At 38.4% G+C, this 23,480-nt stretch carries 22 protein-coding genes, 1 tRNA gene, 1 other RNA gene and 2 pseudogenes; 6 read left to right on the top strand and 20 right to left on the bottom strand.

Annotated elements, in window-relative coordinates; all coding sequences use genetic code 11:
* Positions 1-1,182 precede the first annotated feature (1,182 nt).
* The 8 genes and pseudogenes from GFC28_RS02565 to GFC28_RS02535 all read right to left on the bottom strand — a co-directional run bounded on the left by GFC28_RS02565 (position 1,183) and on the right by GFC28_RS02535 (position 8,727).
* Complete coding sequence (locus GFC28_RS02565) at positions 1,183-2,691, bottom strand: carboxypeptidase M32 (RefSeq protein ID WP_044744015.1); 1,509 nt, start codon at positions 2,689-2,691, stop codon at positions 1,183-1,185.
* A gap of 107 nt (positions 2,692-2,798) precedes the next feature.
* Positions 2,799-4,736: an ATP-dependent DNA helicase gene (locus tag GFC28_RS02560; protein WP_044744014.1), complete on the bottom strand. Its 1,938-nt coding sequence runs from the start codon at positions 4,734-4,736 to the stop codon at positions 2,799-2,801.
* Between the two features lie 95 nt (positions 4,737-4,831).
* Positions 4,832-5,002: a hypothetical protein gene (locus GFC28_RS19435; RefSeq protein ID WP_172798631.1), complete on the bottom strand. Its 171-nt coding sequence runs from the start codon at positions 5,000-5,002 to the stop codon at positions 4,832-4,834.
* Positions 5,003-6,038: 1,036 nt separating this feature from the next.
* Positions 6,039-6,266, bottom strand: a complete 228-nt coding sequence (locus GFC28_RS02555; RefSeq protein ID WP_044744786.1) for a hypothetical protein — start codon at positions 6,264-6,266, stop codon at positions 6,039-6,041.
* A gap of 45 nt (positions 6,267-6,311) precedes the next feature.
* Positions 6,312-6,382: transfer RNA gene (locus GFC28_RS02550), tRNA-Cys, on the bottom strand.
* Positions 6,383-6,644: 262 nt separating this feature from the next.
* Positions 6,645-6,863 carry a helix-turn-helix domain-containing protein gene (locus tag GFC28_RS02545; RefSeq protein WP_044744787.1) on the bottom strand — a complete coding sequence of 73 codons (219 nt, stop codon included), beginning with the start codon at positions 6,861-6,863 and terminating at the stop codon, positions 6,645-6,647.
* Between the two features lie 12 nt (positions 6,864-6,875).
* Positions 6,876-7,466: a sigma-70 family RNA polymerase sigma factor gene (locus tag GFC28_RS02540; protein WP_044744788.1), complete on the bottom strand. Its 591-nt coding sequence runs from the start codon at positions 7,464-7,466 to the stop codon at positions 6,876-6,878.
* Positions 7,467-7,580: 114 nt separating this feature from the next.
* A pseudogene (locus GFC28_RS02535) lies at positions 7,581-8,727 on the bottom strand (IS3 family transposase).
* A 334-nt stretch (positions 8,728-9,061) separates the two neighbouring features.
* On the opposite strand from GFC28_RS02535, the pseudogene GFC28_RS20175 reads away from it, so the two are divergent.
* A pseudogene (locus GFC28_RS20175) lies at positions 9,062-9,136 on the top strand (hypothetical protein); the annotation flags it as partial.
* 696 nt (positions 9,137-9,832) lie between these two features.
* Here GFC28_RS20175 and GFC28_RS18655 read toward each other — a convergent pair.
* The 3 genes from GFC28_RS18655 to GFC28_RS18650 form a co-directional block, all read right to left on the bottom strand.
* Entirely contained in the window at positions 9,833-10,063 is a 231-nt protein-coding gene (locus GFC28_RS18655) for an integrase core domain-containing protein (RefSeq protein ID WP_257722839.1), read from the bottom strand.
* A gap of 105 nt (positions 10,064-10,168) precedes the next feature.
* The gene (locus GFC28_RS19155; RefSeq protein WP_156487504.1) at positions 10,169-10,312 is read right to left on the bottom strand and encodes a hypothetical protein; all 144 of its coding nucleotides are present in this window, start codon (positions 10,310-10,312) and stop codon (positions 10,169-10,171) included.
* A 106-nt stretch (positions 10,313-10,418) separates the two neighbouring features.
* Complete coding sequence (locus tag GFC28_RS18650) at positions 10,419-10,820, bottom strand: hypothetical protein (RefSeq protein ID WP_082828125.1); 402 nt, start codon at positions 10,818-10,820, stop codon at positions 10,419-10,421.
* A gap of 39 nt (positions 10,821-10,859) precedes the next feature.
* On the opposite strand from GFC28_RS18650, the gene GFC28_RS02520 reads away from it, so the two are divergent.
* Positions 10,860-12,146, top strand: a complete 1,287-nt coding sequence (locus tag GFC28_RS02520; protein WP_066329481.1) for an IS110 family RNA-guided transposase — start codon at positions 10,860-10,862, stop codon at positions 12,144-12,146.
* 330 nt (positions 12,147-12,476) lie between these two features.
* On the opposite strand, the gene GFC28_RS02515 is transcribed toward GFC28_RS02520, so the two are convergent.
* The gene (locus GFC28_RS02515; RefSeq protein WP_231883443.1) at positions 12,477-12,827 is read right to left on the bottom strand and encodes a transposase; all 351 of its coding nucleotides are present in this window, start codon (positions 12,825-12,827) and stop codon (positions 12,477-12,479) included.
* 472 nt (positions 12,828-13,299) lie between these two features.
* Between GFC28_RS02515 and GFC28_RS02510 the strand changes: the two genes are divergently transcribed.
* The 4 genes from GFC28_RS02510 (at position 13,300) to GFC28_RS02495 (ending at position 15,605) form a co-directional block, all read left to right on the top strand.
* Positions 13,300-14,070: a phospholipase A2 family protein gene (locus GFC28_RS02510; RefSeq protein WP_052660929.1), complete on the top strand. Its 771-nt coding sequence runs from the start codon at positions 13,300-13,302 to the stop codon at positions 14,068-14,070.
* Between the two features lie 186 nt (positions 14,071-14,256).
* The gene (locus GFC28_RS02505) at positions 14,257-14,766 is read left to right on the top strand and encodes an RNA polymerase sigma factor (protein WP_044742346.1); all 510 of its coding nucleotides are present in this window, start codon (positions 14,257-14,259) and stop codon (positions 14,764-14,766) included.
* 1 nt (position 14,767) lies between these two features.
* A complete protein-coding gene (locus tag GFC28_RS02500) occupies positions 14,768-15,244 on the top strand; it encodes an anti-sigma factor (protein ID WP_044742345.1) in 477 nt (158 codons plus the stop codon).
* A gap of 43 nt (positions 15,245-15,287) precedes the next feature.
* Positions 15,288-15,605, top strand: coding sequence for a hypothetical protein (locus tag GFC28_RS02495; protein ID WP_044742344.1), 318 nt, complete (start codon positions 15,288-15,290; stop codon positions 15,603-15,605).
* 525 nt (positions 15,606-16,130) lie between these two features.
* Here the strand turns inward: GFC28_RS02495 and GFC28_RS19150 are convergent.
* From GFC28_RS19150 to GFC28_RS02470, 8 genes are all read right to left on the bottom strand, one after another.
* The gene (locus GFC28_RS19150; protein ID WP_156487503.1) at positions 16,131-16,298 is read right to left on the bottom strand and encodes a hypothetical protein; all 168 of its coding nucleotides are present in this window, start codon (positions 16,296-16,298) and stop codon (positions 16,131-16,133) included.
* 256 nt (positions 16,299-16,554) lie between these two features.
* Entirely contained in the window at positions 16,555-16,647 is a 93-nt protein-coding gene (locus tag GFC28_RS18645) for a YvrJ family protein (protein WP_082063558.1), read from the bottom strand.
* Between the two features lie 273 nt (positions 16,648-16,920).
* Positions 16,921-18,057 (bottom strand): THUMP domain-containing class I SAM-dependent RNA methyltransferase, encoded by a 1,137-nt coding sequence (locus GFC28_RS02490; RefSeq protein WP_044742382.1) that lies wholly within the window; start codon positions 18,055-18,057, stop codon positions 16,921-16,923.
* Complete coding sequence (locus GFC28_RS02485; protein WP_044742381.1) at positions 18,050-19,756, bottom strand: putative bifunctional diguanylate cyclase/phosphodiesterase; 1,707 nt, start codon at positions 19,754-19,756, stop codon at positions 18,050-18,052. The genes GFC28_RS02490 and GFC28_RS02485 overlap by 8 nt, the downstream gene beginning before the upstream one ends.
* 654 nt (positions 19,757-20,410) lie before the next feature.
* Positions 20,411-20,805, bottom strand: an RNA gene (gene rnpB / locus GFC28_RS02480) — RNase P RNA component class B.
* 81 nt (positions 20,806-20,886) lie between these two features.
* Positions 20,887-21,183, bottom strand: coding sequence for a cell division regulator GpsB (gpsB, locus tag GFC28_RS02475; protein ID WP_044742380.1), 297 nt, complete (start codon positions 21,181-21,183; stop codon positions 20,887-20,889).
* 74 nt (positions 21,184-21,257) lie between these two features.
* Positions 21,258-21,401: an LOG family protein gene (locus GFC28_RS19145; RefSeq protein WP_156487502.1), complete on the bottom strand. Its 144-nt coding sequence runs from the start codon at positions 21,399-21,401 to the stop codon at positions 21,258-21,260.
* 407 nt (positions 21,402-21,808) lie between these two features.
* Entirely contained in the window at positions 21,809-23,083 is a 1,275-nt protein-coding gene (locus GFC28_RS02470; protein WP_066329411.1) for an IS110 family RNA-guided transposase, read from the bottom strand.
* Positions 23,084-23,480: the final 397 nt, after the last annotated feature.

Genomic DNA, 23,480 nt, shown 5'->3' with positions numbered 1-23,480 from the left:
TCTCCCTTTATCTATCCATGGTTCAAAAACATTGTAGCGAGGAGAAAAGGGAGTGGCAAGATTTTTCGACAGACAATATACGAGAAATTTCGACAAAATTCAGTCCGATGATCCCTTTTCCTCCTATTCCTAATCTGGGCGGCCATTCCAGAGAAGCAGAATAAAAAGCCAGACCTTATTTAAGAATAGCTTAGTGCTTTCGTTCAAGTTGGAGAGAATAAAAAAGACATATGATTTTTTAATGAAAAACTGAAGCAGTTGATAATACAGGAATTAAAACGAAAACGTATCTACACGCTCTTTTTCTCAATCATACTCTTTCATTCAATCCATATCTCATAAGAACTAAAGGTGCGTTTTTTGCGAGTAGTTATGCAATACGGATTTACATGTACATGGGGGACGGCTGTAATCAATTATTTACTCTTTCTAAAGCTTTCACAAATTACCAATCGTCATTTGTCAGAAGAAGCCTGACATAAGAGTGCAAGTCTAACCTTAGTACCTAGAGTTTAATACTAACTCATTCTATTATTTTTTTCTTATCGAAAAAGCAAAATCTTTATCAAATCGAGTGGTCACTGCCAAACTATGAGAGGGAGGCTCAATTGATTATTAATTTCTTTATATAACATTTAGCAGAGCCCCCAGAATATAGCAACACAGAAAATCTAAATAAACTGTTCTCGTTATCATCATGCTGAAAACGTACATTCATTTTTCTAGAAAAGGTTTTGTCTTGCACTCTTTTTGACAACAAAAAATGAGGATTATGAAAACCTATATTTCTTTTTTAATATTTCCTCGTCCTAAAATCACCACAGCTAATTCCCTTATATACCTTATTGTCATCACTGAACTATATTTTTTATTTCTTTCAATAACTGTGTCTAATTCTAACCATAAATTGCAATCTCTTTTCCCATGCAGCCTGTTAGTCCCAGCAATTCCCGATGGAAGCACGGCTCATTTTGATATCCTCATTTAGCTGTTTGTCTATTAAATACTTGAATGCTACTGCTGTCTGACACAGAAACAACCACGTTCTTTGCTCTGCCTCCTCTTGTGCTTCACTTCGTCTCTCTCATTCTGAATAAATCAACGGCTTCAGCCTGCGGTGATGGTATAAAAAGCCACCTTTTCTCCGCCTATCCAAGCGGGCAAAAGGTGGTTCCAATAGGTTTATAGCTGATAAATCGCTCGATATTTATCTTCTAGGTATTGAATTAAATAATCCACATTTAGCTCTTCACCTGTCGCTTCTTGCAAAATGTCAAGCGGCTTTTTCGTTTTTCCGAAGCAATGGACTTTTTCTGTCAGCCAGCTGCGGATCGGGAGCATGTCTCCCTTTTCCAGCAAATCGTCAAAATGAGGCAGATCCTTCAGCATCGCATGCTTGAATTGGGCGGCATACATATAGCCAAGCGCATAAGAAGGAAAGTAGCCAAAGCTGCCTCCTGACCAATGCACATCCTGCAATATGCCAGACGCATCGGAATCCGGTCGAATGCCTAGATATTCCTCGTATTTATCGTTCCAAAGCTCCGGCAAGTCGTCCACAGCAACGCTTCCATTGAACAGTTCTTTCTCGATTTCATAGCGAATCATAATATGTAAAGAATAGGTGAGCTCATCCGCTTCAATGCGAATAAGAGATGGCTTCGCTTCATTCACCGCCCGATAAAACTCATCTAATGTGATGCTGGCAAATTGCTCTGGCGCGTATTTCTGGAGAAGCGGATAATGGCGCTTCCAATATGAATAATGACGGCCGATGAAATTTTCGTAAAACAGCGACTGCGACTCATGAATTCCCATTGACGTTCCTGTACATAGGGGCGTACCGACCAGCTCTTTAGCGATATTTTGCTCATATATCGCATGGCCGCACTCATGAATCGTACCAAATAGAGCCGTGCGAAAATCGTGCTCATCGTATCGAGTGGTAATCCGGACATCTCCTGGATTTAACCCAATCGCAAACGGATGAACCGTCTCGTCTAAACGGCCGGCGGAAAAATCGTAGCCAAGCTCGCGCAACAATTCGAGGCTAAAAGCGCGCTGTTTCTCCTTCGGAAATTTCTGAAATAAAAATGAGGTGTCGGGTTTATGCTCGGCAGCGGCCACTGCTTGAACAAGCGGAACCATACGCTCTCGCAGTTTGGCAAATACTTGGTCGAGCAGTTCAACCGTTATGCCCGTTTCATACAAATCAAGCAACGTATTGTACGGATGTCCTTGATAGCCCCAATATTCGATAAATTTTTGATTAAACTCCACTAATCTTTCTAAATAAGGACGAAACATCGCAAAATCGGATTTTTCTTTCGCTTCTTCCCAAACGCTTTCCGCTTTCGACTGCAACACAACATATTCCTTATATTCCTCAACCGGAATTTTTTTATTTCGTTCATATTCTTTTCTGCATTCCGCTAAGGCACATTGCACCACTGCAGATAGCTCCGTTTGCACATGGCTTGGTGACAGCTTGGCGATATAAGCGGCCATTTCCTCTGATATCGACATTTTAAACATTTCTTGAGATAGAATACCGACTACTTCTGCACGCTGCTCTAAGCCTTTTTTCGGGGCGCCAGTCCGCATGTCCCAATACATTAGTTGGATCGCTTCATTGTAGCTCATCATTTTTTTTACATAGCGCAAAAATTGCTGCTCCATTTCCTTCAGCATATTTATCCCCCTTTCTTGGTTCGCCCAAATTATTATAATTCCCTCTTCATCTTCCTTTTCCTCTTTCTTTATGAAAATAACCATGCCACGAAAAAAAAGGGAAGAAATTATTCTTCCCTTACATTCGTCGGCAGCACTCTTTTAACTGCTTCAATTACTTTCTCGCTTTCCTCATTCGTTACAAAAATGGACACGATTCCTTGATCCTCATGTGTGCGGATCAGTCGCCCTATTCCTTGGCGCAACCGCAATAACATATACGGAACATCGACTTCCCAAAATGGATTTTCGTATGCCTTCCGTTTCGCTTGAAACACAGGGTCGTTTGGCGGATATGGAAGCGACCAGATGATGACGTTTGCCAACGACGGTCCCGGAATATCTAATCCTTCCCATAAATGTTCAGAGCATAAAATCGTTTCTTCTTGTCTTTGGAAAGTCGCTACAAGCTCACTTATTTCTTGGTCTCCTTCAAATAAAAAGGAAAGCCCGTCCTCATGTACGGCCTTTTTCTTAAATCTTTGCAGCTCTTGCCGTGAAGGGAACAAAAGTAAAGCCCGTCCATTTGTTTCGCGAATTTTTTGCAGCGCATAGCGATATTTTTGTTCAAATAACGTTTCATCATTTGCAAAAAACGGCATATAAATCGTCATCTGCTCATCGTAATTAAACGGTGATTCCACGCTAAAAGATAAATAATCCTTAATTCCTAAGCTCATCGCGATATACTCAAACGATTGGTGATTCGACAGCGTAGCAGATGAGAAGATAAAAGGAATATTTTTGCTAAACACTTTCTCCTGCAATACTTCCTGCACCGTCCGCGGCATGATGACTAGTGTTTTTCCTTCGTTCAGTACTTCCAGCCACGTAATCGCATCGCGATTATGGATCAATAAGTGAAGTGAATGGCTAATCTGATCTAAATATTCATCAACAATATTTAATTGATAGTGATCGATGGTAAATGTTTCACTTTCAAAAACAAGTTCATTGCCGATCTTCTCAATCGCTGCAAGCAGTTGTTTGCCTCGTTTCATCAACTGGTCAGAGAAAGAAATTTCTTGGCGATTCGAACCTGCAATTTCTACCGCGCAAGCCGTCAGCTCAGCAAAAAAGCGAGCATTCAGCTGCAGCGTTTCTTCAATAAGATAAGCGAGCTCCTCACGAATGTCGTTTTCTAATAAGCGAGTCAATAGTGTTTCTAATGTTGTTTCCTTCATTCGATATGTTAAGGCCTTTTGAGCGGCAAATTCCAATAAATGGCCTTCGTCAAAGACCACACAGCACGCCTCAGGCAAAAGCGGAAGCTGTCCCTCCCGTTTGCGTGCCTCATATGTCCATACGTGCTCCATATAAAAATCGTGTGAACAAACAATTAAATCAGCTGCTTTCCGATAATGCTCACGCGACAATGTTTGTCCACAGCGGTGCCGCTTATCACAGGCAAAGCAATCTTGAAATGAATCCCAGGCAATTTTTCGCCATTGCTCGTCGCTTAAATGTGCATATTCTTTGCGGTCTCCGTAATGATAGAACGACTGCAGCGCTTTGTAATCATGTACAAAATCAGGAAGATCATCAAAAATTTGCTCGTAAAGCTCGACATCATCTTCCGTCATTAACACTCGATCAAGCTTATTTAAACATAAATACTGATCTTGTGATTTAGCAAGACGCACATCAATATGTAAGCCGAGCACCAGGGAAATTTTGGCGATATCCCCCTCTTTTTTCACTAACTGCTCAATGAGTGTTTCATCGGCACAAGCAATGATCGCTGGTTTCCCGGTATAACGCGCATAACAGATCGCATAAAGCAAATAAACGATCGTTTTTCCTGTTCCCACCCCGGCTTCAGCAAACATCACTTTCTTTTCTTTAAACGCTCTTTCCAGCTGAAACGCCATATAAACTTGCTCATCGCGCAATTCAAAGCCAGCGTCCGGCAAAACATCATAAAATACATCGCCGATCCATTCATTTAATTTATCAAAAAAGTTCTCGTTTTTTTCTAACGAAAAAGGATAGCGCTCGCGGCTCATCCTTCGACCCCCTCCAACATAATAAGAGTAACAATCAATTATTATCCCTTATCTGTCGGAGGATGTCAATGTAAGAGTCGGAACACTGGCCGCCATTACGCACGAAACACATCAGACATTGCATATGTAAATGCTTGTTTCCATTCGTGTTTGGCTATTTCAATGCTTTCAAGCCCTGTTGTTTCCTCCTGATGCTTCTCTAACAGAGCATAGGTTTTGTCGAGCGCTTGAGAAATTTTTAACAAATCCTTACATAATAAAGCCATTTCATTCTCTCCTTCATCCATTTTGTTATTTCTGCAAGACTCGCATCAAAGCAGATATAAACGTTTATTTCAAGCGAATAAACGCGCAATCAAGAGTCTTGTCTTCCTTTATCTCCAAAATATCCAGAAATATTCAAGCCGTTGAACCAGCCATTTCCTTGTGAATGGAAGAATGATGCATTTTTGTGCACAATAGGTGCCGATATTATTTATATGCCCAAAAGAAACAAATCATGCTATATTTCTTTACCTATTCGTCATGATGTTTCAACAGAAAGGAGAAAGGAAGTATTTATTTTTATCGTTATATCACTAGTGTTGATGATTCATTAATATAATAAAAACAGAGTAATATGGCTTAACGTCCGCTTTTCTGTTTGCTGACTTCAGCAAAAAAATGAGGGATTCAGGGCTGCTCATTGGATCGTCCATACGCCTAATCTTATATATAAATTTTTACTTTGCAGCGAATCGATTCAGTAAATATCTGATTTCTCGAAAAACCCTTCATCACATAAAACATCAATAATCGACAAAAAACAACCGCACCTCGTTTAAAATAAAAGAAATGCGGTGCAACAATAAAAATGGAATATTGGTGTTCGTCTGCGAGGTAAAAACTCCTCACTCATCGCTCTTTTGGAGGACGTGGCCCCCAATATTGATAATATAATACTTTTGGAACTTTTATTGGAGATATATGAGAAATATCTTAAATAAGAAGGTTTTATGAAATTTTTGCAAAATAGAGTCACATTTTCTTTTACACTTTAAAACCAGCAATCCTTTTTTCGTGTAGTTTATATTGATAACTTTGTAACGATATCCAGCAATATCGTAAACATCATTCGATTTGACTTTTCTTGTATATTCGTTGTTTTGAAGCATAATTAAAATTCCGCTATCAGATGTTCTAATTTGAACATCTGTAATTACAATTTTTTCTTGTTCTACATTACAAGAAAAATCAGCATCTAATTTTTTTACTCTCCTTCACAACGGGGAAGTAAGCTTAAATTTTAAACTCGTCATCCTCTTATTCATCGTCAGAGATACAACAACATTGACAAATTTTTAATCCATATGTCTCTTCGATAGACTCTTTTAGTTTCTTAAGTTTTTTTGAATAATGAAGTACTTCCGTGCGGTAGTGTTCTTTATCTTTTTCTTCGGTGCAATAGTCAATACATTTAGCAACCTTAAGAAGATTTATTTTTAATTGCATGTATGCTTTTAAAATCTCGTCAACTTCCTTTGACTTCATGTATCTTTCCTCCATTTTTAGAAATAGTGAGTATTAAAATATAACAGGTGACAGTCGGATTCGAACCGACGATCAAGGTTTTGCAGACCTTTGCCTTACCACTTGGCTATGTCACCACGTCTTCAATTTATAAAGTGAAATTATGCAATATTTATAAACCCAAAAATAAAAAGTTATTTAATTAATCAAGCAAGGAAAATGGTAATTTTGCCGTACGTTTGTCTAACCAAGATGAGTATTTTTCGAAAATCTTATTTTTTGTGTGACAAATATTTTGTGTCAAAGCAACCGCGGAATAAAATAGGTTTCAGACTAATGTCTGAAACCTATTTTATTCTGAAGCTATCAATCGATGGTTTTTAGTTTGCTCATATTTTTTTAAGGTTGGTATCTTCCGTTATTTTCAATAAAGCTCCAAAAGCTTAGAGTTTCACTAAATTCTAGATTGATAAGTTTTTCAATTATTTTCAAACGAATTTCTTGGGCTAAATCCTCTCTCTCTTGATATGCAGTTTGTTTAAGATTTTTTTGAATCTTCCCCTCAAACTGTTCTAATATTTGAACAATTTCCTCAGGACTACATTGGTTTTTATCCATATCTCTCCCTCTTTAACTAATTTCTTTTTGTAATTTTTTTAATGCTTTTTTATGGATGTTCGAGACATTCTGAGGAGTGGAATCTAATATCTTAGCAATTTCACGTAAAGATAAATTATTTACATAAATCATTTCAAGAATTAAAGCCTGTTTTTGAGTTAAAACATCTAAGGATTTATATAGCTTTTCATTTTGAATTTGATTTTTTAATGACAGTTTTACAATATCGTCTAAATCTATATTGTTATCATCTATAATTAAATCCTTCATGGTCGAGTGATTGTTATCTGAAAGAGGTTGATCTAGAGTCAATAAGAAACGCTGATTTAACTTACGAATCTTTTTATCGTAATCAATACTGACGAAACGAATCAGATTATTAATATATTTAATTTTTTTTACTTGGTTATAGTGTTTTGTGAAAGCTTCATCTACTTTTTCTCTATTTGCTTTTGTTGGTTCTATTATAGCTTTTACAACTAGTTTATAGTTGTTTTTATTAGCAAGAAAACCTTTAATAATAGGATTCTCTAACGCTTTTTGATTATCGACGAAAAACTGAGTGATCTTGTCATCGATATAATCCTGCTTATTTTTATCCATTATCGAATCCCCCTTTTTTTCCTTTTTTAATAATTAAAGTGAAAAGTATAGAATAATTATAAACTTTTTAGAACTGAATTTGAGCCAATATTTCAGACACAAAAAAGTTAAGTTCTACGCTGATTGTTTGATTTGATCTTCTACAGATTGGGGAGTTTTGTACCCCAAACTGCTATGTATTCTTTTTCTGTTGTACCAACCTTCAATAAACTGAAACATCGCTAGTTTGACAGAGTGGTAGTCTAGATATGCATGGTTTACTTCTTCTTTCTTTAAAATGGCGTGAAATGACTCAATACAGACACTATCATAAGGGCCGCCTTTTTGGCTAAACAATTGCATAATGCTGTGAGATTGAACATATCGTGTAAACTTAAAGCTTGTATATTTTGAACCTAAATCCGTGTGCAGGAGTAAACCTTTGGTTGGTTTCTGGACTGAGTAAGCGTTTTCTAAATCTCTTATTACCAAGTCTGTTGTCATCGAACGCGAAAATGAATAGCCCACCACTTTTTTAGAGTGTAAATCCATGACGGAAGCTAAATAACACCATCCATCTTTCAGCGTATAGATGTAGGGGATATCGGCTATCCACTCTCATTGATGGTTGCGGTAGAGAAGTCTCTTTCCAACAGGTTTTTACGTTCAAGTACTTTTTCCCGACTGGAGTGTGTCCGGTATTTTTTCTGGTAATCAAGCGAATCTCTGCTTTTACCATTAGACACTACACATGCTTCAAACTCACTGAACATACGTCTTTAAGCAGCGTTTGATGAATTTTCAGAGCTCCATATCGTCCTTTACTCTCTTGATGGATCTGAATAATTTTCTTGGTTCACTCTCGGTTTTCACGCTCACAGTTTGACTCTGTTTTGTATAATGAGTGATAGGACGTACTTCTAGGAACAGACAGCACGTCACACATCATCTGAACCAGGTACTGTTTCTTGTATTCATCCATAAAATCGATCAGCTCTGTATCGTTATACTTTTTCGCGAATATGGCCATAGCCTTTTTTAGGATTTCAATCTCCTGTTTTAACCGAAGGTTTTCCTTTTGAATAGCTACCAGCTCTTTGGAAGTGAGGAATTCTTCTCCAGTTCCAATAGGAGTAAATTTCTTGATCCATTTATAGATTGTCACCCCAGAAACGCCATATTCGTTACTTCATTCTTTCACAGAGGTACCGGAATAAGATAAGTCTACCACTGTTTTCTTAAAATCTTTATTGTATTTTTTCCCTGTGTTTTTATGTTCCATACGGACACATCTTTCCTTGAACTACATTGTAAAAACGTAAATAAGATGTGTCCATAAAACTATATTAGGCTCCAACCATTTATTATTCTATGCCTTCTTAATTTCCCCTTCCGTGTCGTAGCTATTTCCTCTTCCTCTATGCTTTTTATTAATTTCAACCTATGTTTTACTCTTATTTTATTTTGTTAATCTAAGGAAACGTTGACAAAGTGGCCGAAAATTGAGAATGTCGAGGTATTTGGAAGTAAACCCTACTCAAAGAAGTAACTAATTGCCGAAATGGGTGCGGCAATGCTTCGCACCCAGACGAAAATAAAATAATACATTAGGAAACAGCGCCACCTACATCCAATCCTGGTTAAGAGTATTAAAAAATGACAATCGTTTAGTCGTTCTTGCAGCTACGTAAGCTCAAAAAGCAGTTGATTACATTCCGGAAATTGAAACGCAGTACGACGACAATAAATAAACAAATACCATGGAAATTGTTCAGGTTATGTCATTTGAGATTTACTGAAGCACTTTAAACCAAACGTTTCTTATAGGTTTTTCTGGTAGGGGAACTGGAAAGGATGTCGTATATTAATTATTTTTTAGCTTATTTTTCACAGCTTACGTGTTATAATTAAATTTACATATTTTTTATCATCAGGAATAACATTCAAAATTCTTTTAAGAAATTAGGTGAATTAAATAGAAAATATTTACTCAATAATTTCTTTTGTTTTTCTGGTACTCAGTATTTTACCCTTCCTATTAATAAACATAAAATATGAATACTATACTTTAGCAACATTTGGGCAGAAAGGACCTATAGGATTATTCATACCTATTCTTTATAGTTTTATTAGTTTAATTTTTGCACTGTTATCAAAACGTGGGCTTCTACTTATTTTTAGTTTGATTTTCTTATTATTTAAATATTAGTTTTGCTTTAATTGGTGCGATCGGTTTCAAAAATCCTCAAGATAATAACGGTATTTTCGGATTGTCCCCCTAAATTTGGACACATCCTATCTTATTTTAGGTTATTCTCAAAATTTCTCGTTTTTTCTTGACAAGAAAACAAAATCCTCTTGCCTTATACGCGAACTTCTTTGATGATTCACGCTTCCGTTTGCGCTTTTTTGTAACATTCATGCGGCGGAAGATCGAGAATGCTTGAATGAATCCTCCGTTCGTTATAAAATCGCATATACTCCACCACAGCTTGATAAGCCTCTTCATAGCGATCAAACACCATTCTCCCTAGACATTCCTCCTCTAGTAAACGATGAAACGCTTCAATATGCGCATTCATATTGGGCGTTCGCGGTGGAATTCGTTCATGCTCGATTTGAAACCTCTCACAGGCTTCTCCAAAGGCATGGGAAATAAATTGTGGACCGTTGCCTGTCCGGATGACAGGCTTATTGGTCTGTTCAAATGGCTGACGCTTGAATCACGCTCGCCTTAGCGTCTGTACGGCGTCGTTTCCTGAACAGTTCAGTCCTATATGGTCATCAATGATCGAACGGTCATACCCATCGATGAGCGATAAGACAAAGCAAAACCGTTCTTCTCCTTCAATATATCCGTATTTCACATCCATTTCCTATCGCTGATTCGAACCCGTAATGATACGATTTCGAGCGAGTTTCTTTGGATATCGAATCCGTTTCTTGAGCTACGGGCATAGTAAGTCCATCGCTTTACATCATCGATACACTTTTTTTTTTACTGATGACAAGTTGATGGGCTCTTCTTAACTGAATGGTCAGCTTGCGATATCCGTAGGCCAATCCTTCTCCCATCACAAGCTCAGAGAGCCATTCTTGGATTTGTTCGTCTGACACTTTTTCGCCCGTTGCCGTTAGAGAGTAGCCGGGTGTTGGACGTCCCCCACCTACTGTTTTCTTCTCGACTTTTCCGTTCTGCTGATAATAGTAGGTTGAGCGATGGATTTCTAGAATCTCCAATACTTTTGTAATCGGATATCCTTTCTCGATCCATGACTCGGCTACTTCCCATTTTTCAGTAAGTGAGCATTCCTGTAATGAGGAAAAATGAGGTTTGAAACAAAAAAGTCCCCTTGGTATGATACAGGGTGTCATGGCCATGACCCCTAACTAATAAACCAAGGAGGACTCGATATGAATTATAACCGAAATTCGAAAATTAGACAAATCACTGAACAAACGTTAATCATTGGCGTTGATATCGCAAAACACAAACATGTGGCAAGAGCTCAAGATTATCGGGGAATGGACTTATCAAAGGCCGTTGTATTTGAAAACTCAAGAATAGGGTTTCAAACGTTTTTAAATTGGGTACACACCTTGATGAACCAACATGAAAAAAGAGATGTCATCGTAGGAATGGAGCCAACCGGACACTACTGGTTGAATCTCGCTTATTTTTTAACTTCACATGACATCCTATGTGTGACAGTCAATCCGATGCATGTGAAACGAAGTAAAGAGCTGGATGACAACTCTCCTACGAAAAACGACGTGAAAGATGCGAAGGTCATTGCCCAACTCGTCAAGGATGGCCGATATTCCATCCCGATTCTTCCAGAGGGAATCTACGCAGAATTACGTGAAGGCGTGAAACTTCACGATATGATGACACAGGATCTATATGCGGTTCAAGCTCAAGTACACAATTGGCTGGATCGATATTTTCCTGAGTTTCTTACGGTGTTTAAAGATTGGACAGGAAAAGCAGCGCTACAGCTTTTGAAATTGGGATATCTGCCAAACGAAATCGCAAAGATTCCATCCGAACGGCTTCTTGTAGAAGTCAAGAAAGTGGCGAAACGAGCTGTTGGAATGAAGCGAATGGAACAGTTCAAAGAGGCTGCCAAAGTCTCCATTGGACTTCAACCGGGCACTCAAATGGCCAAAGAAGAGTTACGTTATTTACTCGAGAAATACGAGTATTTAACCCATCGTCTAGACGAATTGGAAAAGCAGTTAAGTGAAATGGTTCAAACGATTCCGGGGGCCAAAGAGATGTGTGAGATCAAAGGCATCGGAGAAATGACCGTGGTTGGTTTTTTCGCTGAAGTGGGCAACCTCCACCAATATCAGCATCCACGCCAAATCATTAAATTGGCGGGGCTGAACTTAAAAAAGAATGAATCAGGGAAACATCGAGGAAAAACGACGATTAGTAAACGAAGCCGAAAACGACTGCGCGCCCTCTTATTCCGAGTGGTGATGCCTTTATCAACGAAAAACAAAGGGTTTAAAGCCTTACATGAATACTATCGCACACGGACTCATAATCCATTAACCGGTAAGCAGTCTCTTGTCGCTTTATGTAGTAAACTCATTCGAATCTTGTTTACCATTGGTCGACGTCAAATTTCGTTCAGTGAAGAGAAAATGATACAAGATATTCCACACTTAAAGACATTACAGGAAATCGCCTAATCTCAAACAATGTATCGAAGATAGACATTAGAAGCACGGAGAAGTCGGTCGTAAATCCCCATTCGGGCATAGACCCAGCAAGTGAGCATATTCCGACCTCCACCTCATGGATAGGTTGAACGAAGGAATGTAGGAGCGAAGGACTCCGTGAGACATGGGAGGGTACACCGCCATGAGACAAGTGGAGATCCATTGGTGCGATCATAAGGAAATGTCCTCCATTTTTAAAAAATTGGATGATGGAGCTTGTCCTCCTACATTCTATCTATCCAAAAATTTATAGATATTCAATATCTATCCTTATTTCTGATGTCTACGAAACGTCTATGTTCATGAAAATCGAAGAAATTCAAAGAAAAAACGAGAAAATTGATATTTTATAGAGGGAGGGTTCTTCTTTTTTATCCAATCACGCAAAATCGCGATTTCTAAATCTTTTTCCCCTAATAGCTTCTTGAGTTGTTCGTTTTCTTCCTCCAGCCTTTTGATTTCAGCTGAAGAAGGAGAGGAAACGATTTCTTGCCCTAGTTGCCCTTCTTCGTATGCCTTCACCCATCTTTGCACGAGATTCGGGCTAAGCTCGTATCTTCTAGCTACTAATGCTTTATTTCCAACTTCTAATGCTTCTTTCACTACTTGTAGCTTACACTCCTTCGAATGGTTTCTTCGTTTCATGTACATCAAAAGCCCCCTTCATTTGGTCCCTTCGATTATAAAAAACACCTTATCGAGTGCCCAAATTCATTAGGGGGCTAATGAGATACCTGCATTATTCTCTTCAATGGAGGTACTTTTTATTTTTGGAAATAACAGAAAATAAATTATGTAATTTTTTTAAGTTTAGGTTGTTTTATTGGAGGCTTCTTTCTCTTTATTAATTGAAATCGCGCGATTACCTAAAAGTTTAGCCGGAGGTGAAAACATTGGAAAATAACTCAAAATGATACCAAGAAACGAAAAATAGTTCAATCTATGAGTGATGATGATATGAATACCCAATGCGTACCTATTTGTGATAAACATCCGTTGTTAATACTAGAAAAGATGCCCTTGGTTATATGAATCTACTTTCTAATCGTTCCTCTCTTGGATTGATCAGTGCTGCTATTAATCTCGTTTTGGTATTTTAATAAAAACCAAAGGAGGAAAATATATGAGTGAACAAATGAATGTTATAGACATTCTAAATATTGAAACTAGAGTCGTTAATGACTATAATATTCGGGAAGCCGGGCAGAATGAGCGTTCCTTGTTACAAGAAGCTTTAGAGAACATCGATTATCAAAATGCAATTAATATTGAAGAACCCATAGAGCAAAAAAATTACCAAACTATTTACACGTATGATGATAACGGAAACACTAAAACGGTTATGCAGAACAGCCTTTTCTTAAAATATAATGATCAACTTCTTGTTAACATTATTAAAACAGTGGCTGCGGATAGCAAAGAATCGTATTTCATTAGAGCTATTTTATTAAAAGTACAGGAAGGTAAAGTCATTAAACATCTTGTTTCATTCTTAAACGGTGAGCTTCTTTCAGAAAATGAGGTTCCTTCCAATGAACAAGTCGTAGAAATCCCAGTATATGAAGAAACTACTGAAATCATTGAAAGTGTAACAGTACAGGAAATTGATGATTGTTGGTATGATGGCTGCTGTGCCTTTAGATATAACGGATTACCTTGGAATCCATTGGTTGAATATAACTGGTGTGGTAGAGGTTGCGGAAGTGGAACGCCAGTTAATGCTTTAGATAGATGTTGCAGAACACATGATTACTGCTATAGTTCTTACAAATCTTATCCGGACAGATGTAATTGTGACGCTAATTTAGTCTCATGTGCCAGCAATACTGATGAAGCAGGTACAGACCGCGTAATTGCAGCATTTATCTTTATGCAGGCAATTCATGGTTGCTAATAAACACCTAATCCCCCCCTCAAAAGGCTTGAGGGGGGATTTTTTGACTATTTTCGCATAGATATTTGGCAAAGAACTCTGTTTTCACCTTAATTATGTTAATATTTTATAAACCAATCAATTTTATGCGACCATTCCATCATTTTAATCGTCTCACTTTTGAACAGGGAAATGAGGAGATAACTAATGAAAAAAAGTCATGAGGATGCATTCTCTTTGATTGAAGATGTCTACAAAAAACATTATTTATATTTAAAACGCTTTTTATTAAAAATCACTTCTGATGAAAAGCTCATTGAAGATGTTATACAAGAAGTATTTTCAAAAATGCTCCTTAACCCTGAAAAAATATTGGAGGTGAAGTATATAAGAAGTTGGTTAATGGTAAGCACAAGAAATCTACTCATTGATCATTTTAGAAAAAAAAAGCCGCACTTACTGAACGATGAAGAAGTCATTACAGATTTACTTATCACGGACCTAAGTCCAGAGAAAAATTTGCTATTAAAAAGCTCAATTGACGATATCCTTAAAGATTTATCCAAAGCAGATAAAACACTTCTTCTTGCTAAAGAATACTACGGATATACGTATGAGGAAATATCTGTACTTCTAAATATACCCATATCAACAATAAAATCAAGGATATTTCGTCTCAAGAAGCGCCTTATATCAAGAATTCATCGGAGTGATTAGCATGACTGATTTCGAAAAAATCCATGTTTTAACAAAGGAATTATTGGTCATATACAACGAGTTAGACGAAGAAGCTAAGAGCATTGTAGATGAACACATCACAAATTGCCCGGATTGTAAAGGGCTTTTTGAGACATATCATAGCACTGTCTCTAACAATCAGAGACTTTGTTTGGAACACGCTGAACAATCGACAGAGATTAAGCCATTTAAAAAATTAATCCAATTTAAGACCATAATGTATGTTTTACTGATTGGTATAAGATTTCTTCTGTTAAGCTTAATTTTAAACAAGAGCTTTGACCCGACACGTCCTGCTCTTTTAAGAGGGAGTTTAATTGTTTATTACTTCCCATTTGTAGGTCTTTCTAATATTGTTGCATTTGTTTTTTATCGGAAATCCTGGTTTTGGATTATGCTTTTGGTTGATATTTTGATACTTTTGTTTTTTGCAGATCTGATCTATACATTCTTTTAGGCATGCTCAATACAATTTGTAAAAGAGGAGAGGGGTTTTACAGATGAAAAATCTTGCGATGATAGCAGGACTTTTAGGAATATTTGTATCATTAGCAGCACAACTTTTGACAATAAATGATGACGATTATCACTTTGGGAATATTTGGTTCATGGGGGTTTTAGGTGGAATCATAGGCACTTGGGCAGCCTTTTTAATAAACATTAACAATAAGAAAGCAACTATACTGCTTATCATTTCTTTGTTATTAGGATTTGCTGGAATAGGTTCTTTATATTCTATTTCTGCTTTTCTTCAATTCATCACTTTGATTTATCTTGCATATAAACACTTTCATGCGAAGGGAGATAACCATAAATGAATAAAAGAATGTTTATCAATGTATTTTCAATATCTTGCTGTATTATTGCCTACCTCATACTATTTTTACTGCTTATAATTAGATTCTCCTTTGGTCCCTATGGGCCAATAGCAATTTGGAGCTTATTTTTGTTGCCATTGATCGGATTTATCATTTCATTTTTTGGAGAAAAAGGGATTTTAAATAAAATTTCACTTTTCACCAACCTCTCTGCCATTGTTTTCTGTTCAGGTTCGGCTGTCATAACGATTTTCCTATATTTAACTAAATAACCTTTTTATACCTAATCTGATAGGACTCAAAATAAAGCATCCCATTAGGTGCTCTTGGTCTTGACTAGCCGTAAATAGCGGTATTTCATCTGGGAACAGCCTAACGTAGCTACTAATTTGCCTTTTCTCTCTTCGCTCTCCCCCTCTTCTTTCCAATCAAGTTGCAATTAACAAGAGGATCAACCATATTCTTTAACAGAACCAAAAAATAAAAAAACACACACTAGAATAAGCTCTAGTGTGTGTTCTATATTTAATAACAACACCTACCTTGAAATACCAGATCTCCCGTAGAAGGGATATAATAATATAAACCTGGGCATCCTTGTTGTTCGCAACAATCCCAATGCTTGTCACAAACTGGAATAGCCTTAATTGTTAATTCCTTCTCTGATGGAATATTAATCGATTTTTTTTCCATAATACTCACCTCCTTTCCCGTTTTTTAATGGAACCGCATCTTGCGATGTAATACTCAGATTCGAACAAGAACCTAATCATTTCCTATACCCATCCTCTGCTTTTCTGTTTTAGCCATGTTCCCTTTTAATTAATAAAGTGAAAAAACTTCTGTAGTCTTTAATCTTAGTACGAATATTTTTTATTTTCCATTAAGTAAGATCGCTTTGATTTTCGGAAACTATACAACTACATGTATTTTTTAGTTCTGAAATTACCTATGTTAACATTTCAATTCTTTTTTCAAATCGTAGTAATAGATAGCTTGTCATTACAATCGGGAAACTAAAGTTACCTACTAAATTAGTCAAGATTTAAATATGATCCATTCCCCCACCTCCTTTATAAATAATGCGAGGGATTCAGGGCTGCTCATTGGATCGTCCATACGCCTAATCTTATATATAAATTTTTACTTTGCAGCGAATCGATTCAGTAAATATCTGATTTCTCGAAAAACCCTTCATCACATAAAACATCAATAATCGACAAAAAACAACCGCACCTCGTTTAAAATAAAAGAGATGCGGTGCAACAATAAAAATGGAATATTGGTGTTCGTCTGCGAGGTAAAAACTCCTCACTCATCGCTCTTTTGGAGGACGTGGCCCCCAATATTGATAATATTGTGTTTCAATAAAGCCGTTGAAAAGCTTGCGGCGCTTGGTCGCCGTTTTCCCATAATATGTTTCAAATTGTTTGTGCGCAGTTAACATATAGATGGACCATGTATCAAGCTTAGCGAAGGTTTGTCCCATTTCTTTATACATTTCCTCTACCTGCTTCCGCTCGCCAAGCCGCTCGCCGTATGGCGGATTGCCGAGGATCACTCCGTATAGTTTGTTAGTTGTAAAATCCTTTACTTGCATCTGCTTAAATGCAATGATATCGCCTAATCCCGCTTCTAGCGCGTTATCTTTGGCTACTTGAACCATGCGGTGATCAATATCGAATCCGGAAATATCAAGCGGCTGATCATATTTCGCCAAATCCTCTGCCTCTTCACGCGCCCGCTCCCAATGGCGCTCGCCAATCCAGTCCCATTGTTCCGACACAAAGTCGCGATTAAACCCAGGAGCAATGTTTTGCCCGATCAGTGCCGCTTCAATGGGAATGGTTCCCGATCCGCAAAAAGGATCGACGAATGGACGATCTGGTGTCCAATTTGTTAATTGAATGAGCGCGGCCGCCAATGTTTCCTTTAATGGCGCTTCCCCTTGAGCAACGCGATAGCCGCGTTTGTGAAGACCGGCTCCGCTTGTATCAATCGTTAAGGTAGCGATATCTTTATGCAGCGCCACTTCAATGCGATAGAGCGGTCCCGTCTCTTCAAACCACGATACCCGATAATGCTGCTTTAAACTTTCAACAACGGCTTTTTTTACAATAGCTTGACAATCAGAAACGCTGAACAATTTGGACTTCACTGATTTTCCGATGACCGGGAACTCCGCATGAACAGGGATATAATCTGCCCACGGGAGCGCTTTCGTTTGCTCAAACAATTCTTCAAAGGTTGTTGCTCGAAATTCACCCATTTTTAATTTGATTCGATCCGCTGTTCGCAGCCATAAATTGGAGCGGCAAATAGCCAATTCATCGGCAGCAAATGTAATTTTGCCGTTCTCTACCGTGCATTCATAGCCAAGGCGCCGCACTTCTTCTGCTACAATTGATTCAAGTCCCATGGCTGCAGTCGCCATAATCGTCAGTTTACCCATCTGTATTCCCTCCTATAATCGCTGTCCATTCCTTTAAAAATTCTTGCAGTTCCGCGAACGGCAGAGGCTTCGATATATAATACCCTTGTGCGTAATCACATCCTTGCTGCCGCAAAAACTTAAACTGCTTTTCCGTTTCTACTCCCTCAGCAATAATCGAAAGCCGTAAATTTTGCCCCATTTTAATAATCGCTGTAACAATGGATGCGTCATCATAGGAAGACGACAAGCTTTTAATAAAGCTTTGATCAATTTTTAAAATATCGATAGGAAAACGGCGCAAATAGCTTAGAGAAGAAAAACCGGTGCCAAAATCATCGACCGCAATTTTCAGACCGAGCTGCTTCAGCTTCACTAGCTGTTCAATGGATTTTTCCGCACGAGGCATAATCGTACTTTCTGTCAGCTCTAATTCTAAAAACCTTGGATTTACGTTCGACTGTTCGATCATTTGTTCAAGCTTTTTCACAAAATCGGCTTGCTGAAAATGAATAGCTGAAATATTAACGGACATTTTTAAATGCGGATAGGTTAAACTCAGCCTTTTTAAATCTTCACAGGCTTGCAAAAGCACCCACTCGCTAATGGGGATGATCATCCCCGATTCTTCGGCAATCGGAATAAACTGGCCTGGAGATACAAAGCCGATATCCGGACGCTTCCATCTGAGCAAGGCCTCCACACCATAAATTTGTTTTGTTTCAATGTGAATTTGCGGCTGATAATGCAATTCAAATTCTTTGTGTATGACTGCTTTTCGGAGCAGATTTTCAAGAAAAAAGCCTTGCTGGTCCTGATCATGTGATTCACTATGATACACTTCAAAATGATTTCGGCCGCTTACTTTTGCCTGATACATCGCCCGGTCTGCATTGCGAATCAATGTTTCGATGTCCTCCCCGTCGTGCGGGTAAAAGCTGATTCCGATGCTCACTGAAATATAAGCTTCATGGCCATTTAAGCGAAAAGCAGCCTTCAAGGCTTCATGGATGGCTTCTGCTATTTGAATCGCTTCTCTAATATGCCTCAAGTTAGGGAGAACTATAATAAACTCGTCTCCGCCGATTCTGGCGATCGTATCCTTTCTTTGCAAAATCCCTTTCAATCTCTGAGCCACCTTTTTCAGCAGCAAATCTCCCGCCAGATGGCCCAGCGTATCATTGACGTACTTAAATCGGTCCAAGTCTAAAAACAAAACAGCAAATTGCTGATTATATTTCCTAGACGTTTGAATTAAGCTTTCGATCCGTTTCGTTAATAAATAACGATTGGGCACACCTGTCAAAATATCATAATGTGCCATCTTTTTTAGCTGCTCAATATTTTTTTTCCGCTCCGTAATATCGGAGAAAATCGCAACATAATTTGTAATCGCTCCTTCGCTGTCTTTAATGGAATGGATTTTCAGCCACTCAACAAATAGCTCTCCGTTCTTTCGTTTATTCCAAATTTCCCCTTCCCAAAAACCGCGATGAATAATCTCATTCCACATGCTTTCATAAAATTCTTTGTTGTGTACCCCTGATTGCAAAATGTTTGGGTTTTCTCCAATCACTTCTTCTGCGACGTATCCTGTCACCATTTCAAAAGCCGGATTGACAAATACAATCTTTCCTTTTTCATCAGTGATAATAAGCCCCTCATGAATATGGTTAATGACGTTTTTAGCAATTTTAGAGAGTATATTTTGTTTCAGCATGACCAACAGCCCCCTTTATAATCAGTAAAAGAACGTCTTGTCTGGTCATTCACAACACTCTTCGCTCCCCTTACCACATAAGCTCAGGAGCGCTTCTAGAAGAACGGGTGCGTAACAAAGGCAAGTCGATGACTTGCCTTTGACTTATGTGCAGATTGGCATGAAAAAATCATACATCGCCACGATATGGATGATTACAATGGTAGAAAAGGGTGATCTCTCTGTGCTCTCATATGCGTGAACGAAACAAAAGAAAAAGGCTGATCGCATATGGTTTTCTCTAGCTTCCACCGCTTTAATTTCATTGTATCATTTTAGAATGATGGAATATGTGTTTGAACGTTCAAAAACGCTAAATATTTTATGTACTTGTGTCATTAGATAAAGATGATTCACTTGTTGTCCTTCATTATGGAAAAGATGGCTCGATTTAGCCGAAGAGATGTTTTATATATGCACCGTAAAATACAAAAAACAAAGCAATGATTGGGCCTAAAATCCCAAAGCTTTTTGGCAGCCTTCCTACCTAAGAGCATCAAAAGCATTCAAGAGAAAAAAGGATCTTTAACGATACACAGTATGGTTCGACAGAAGCAAGAAAAGCCCTCCTATATGCAGGAGAGCTTTTGCCACCATGTTTAGCCATTAATAATGCTCTGTAAGCCATGTTTTGTTCCTTCGTACTGCAAGCGGCTTTTCGCCTCGTACTCCGGCGGTAATCATCTATCTACAGATGGAACATGCCATCTGTCCTTCCCTCCGTTCATTTCCTTCGGGAAGGTGCCCCTACCATCATTTGGGTTTCTCGCTCGAGGGGTTTACCGCGTTCCACCTCTAAGGTTTCCCTTAGAGCTACGTCACTGTGGCACTTTCAGGGTAATCGAGCCATATCAGAACTTGACTTAGGCTCTTTCCCCGCCGTCAGCCCAGCCGAAGCCAGACTGCCCTAGCTTATGGATTCGCTAGGCACGAACACTACGGGCATCTCAGCACCGTGCGAGCATGGACTTTCCTCTACGGCAAAACTGCCGCAGCGATTACCCGAACATTATCAATGGCGCAATATCTGCATAATGTAGTATAGTCCATTTTTTCCTTCACTTCAATGGAAATTTTGTGTTTTATGTAGCCTACTCATATAATTTGTTGCCAAATACGTGCTTTTCTAAATTTGACAACCGCTGTAAAATATCAAAATTGGTCGTGCCAACCGGAGTAGCTGGCCGTTTTTGCAGCTGCTCTATTTGATGCTTTAAACGTAGGTTTTCTTGCTGAAGCTCCTCAATTTCTTGATGAAACGCTTCATAATCCTTAATAATCGCATCTAAAAACTGATCTACCTCATCTTGATTATAGCCCCGCATGCTTACTTTAAATTCTTTTTCTAGAATATCCTTCGCTGTCAGTTTCACGCGACCTGCTAACATAAAAATTCGCCCCCTTAATTCCACATTCCGCTTTTCTTTTCTTTATTTTTTCAGAAAGTCGATCGATTGTCAATTTACCATTGATTCATTTGTTCTTCTTCTATGATAGCCTGTAAATCAGAAAATGAAATAAAAAAAACAGGATAGTTTTTTCTTCTTTTGGCGACGTTTAGTAAAAACTTTGGTGTTCCTTCTTGCTCTTCGTCATAAACAAGCAACAGCCCCTCCCTCTATAAAATATCAATTTTCTCGTTTTTTCTTTGAATTTCTTCGATTTTCATGAACATAGACGTTTCGTAGACATCAGAAATAAGGATAGATATTGAATATCTATAAATTTTTGGATAGATAGAATGTAGGGGGACAAGCTCCATCATCCAATTTTTTAAAAATGGAGGTCATTTCCTTATGATCGCACCAATGGATCTCCACTTGTCTCATGGCGGTGTACCCTCCCATGTCTCACGGAGTCCTTCGCTCCTACATTCCTTCGTTCAACCTATCCATGAGGTGGAGGTCGGAATATGCTCACTTGCTGGGTCTATGCCCGAATGGGGATTTACGACCGACTTCTCCGTGCTTCTAATGTCTATCTTCGATACATTGTTTGAGATTAGGCGATTTCCTATAATGTCTTTAAGTGTGGAATATCTTGTATCATTTTCTCTTCACTGAACGAAATTTGACGTCGACCAATGACGAATAAGATTCGAATGAGTTTACTACATAAAGCGACAAGAGACTGCTTACCGGTTAATGGATTATGAGTCCGTGTGCGATAGTATTCATGTAAGGCTTTAAACCCTTTGTTTTTCGTTGATAAAGGCATCACCACTCGGAATAAGAGGGCGCGCAGTCGTTTTCGTCCTCGCTTACTAATCGTTGTTTTTCCTCGATGTTTCCCTGATTCATTCTTTTTTAAGTTCAGCCCCGCCAATTTAATGATTTGGCGTGGATGCTGATATTGGTGGAGGTTGCCCACTTCAGCGAAAAAACCAACCACGGTCATTTCTCCGATGCCTTTGATCTCACACATCTCTTTGGCCCCCGGAATCGTTTGAACCATTTCACTTAACTGCTTTTCCAATTCGTCTAGACGATGGGTTAAATACTCGTATTTCTCGAGTAAATAACGTAACTCTTCTTTGGCCATTTGAGTGCCCGGTTGAAGTCCAATGGAGACTTTGGCAGCCTCTTTGAACTGTTCCATTCGCTTCATTCCAACAGCTCGTTTCGCCACTTTCTTGACTTCTACAAGAAGCCGTTCGGATGGAATCTTTGCGATTTCGTTTGGCAGATATCCCAATTTCAAAAGCTGTAGCGCTGCTTTTCCTGTCCAATCTTTAAACACCGTAAGAAACTCAGGAAAATATCGATCCAGCCAATTGTGTACTTGAGCTTGAACCGCATATAGATCCTGTGTCATCATATCGTGAAGTTTCACGCCTTCACGTAATTCTGCGTAGATTCCCTCTGGAAGAATCGGGATGGAATATCGGCCATCCTTGACGAGTTGGGCAATGACCTTCGCATCTTTCACGTCGTTTTTCGTAGGAGAGTTGTCATCCAGCTCTTTACTTCGTTTCACATGCATCGGATTGACTGTCACACATAGGATGTCATGTGAAGTTAAAAAATAAGCGAGATTCAACCAGTAGTGTCCGGTTGGCTCCATTCCTACGATGACATCTCTTTTTTCATGTTGGTTCATCAAGGTGTGTACCCAATTTAAAAACGTTTGAAACCCTATTCTTGAGTTTTCAAATACAACGGCCTTTGATAAGTCCATTCCCCGATAATCTTGAGCTCTTGCCACATGTTTGTGTTTTGCGATATCAACGCCAATGATTAACGTTTGTTCAGTGATTTGTCTAATTTTCGAATTTCGGTTATAATTCATATCGAGTCCTCCTTGGTTTATTAGTTAGGGGTCATGGCCATGACACCCTGTATCATACCAAGGGGACTTTTTTGTTTCAAACCTCCCTCTATAAAATATTGATTTACTCGTTTTTTCTTTAAATTTCTTTGATTTTTATAAGCATCGACGTTTCGTAGACATCAGGAATAAGGATATAAATTCAATATTTATAAATTTTTGGATAGGTAGGGTGTAGGGGAACAAACTCCATCATCCTATTTTTTTGAAAATGGAGGACTTTTCCCTATGATCGCACCAATGGATCTCCACTCGTCTCATGGCGGTGTACCCTCCCATGTCTCACGGAGTCCTTTCGCTCCTACATTCCTTCGTTCAACCTATCCATGAGGTGGAGGTCGGTTTATGCTCACTTGCT

The organism is Anoxybacillus sp. B2M1, from assembly GCF_001634265.1.
Taxonomy (GTDB): domain Bacteria; phylum Bacillota; class Bacilli; order Bacillales; family Anoxybacillaceae; genus Anoxybacteroides; species Anoxybacteroides rupiense.
Note: the sequence above shows the minus strand (reverse complement) of the source record. Positions and strands in the feature narration are given on the sequence as shown.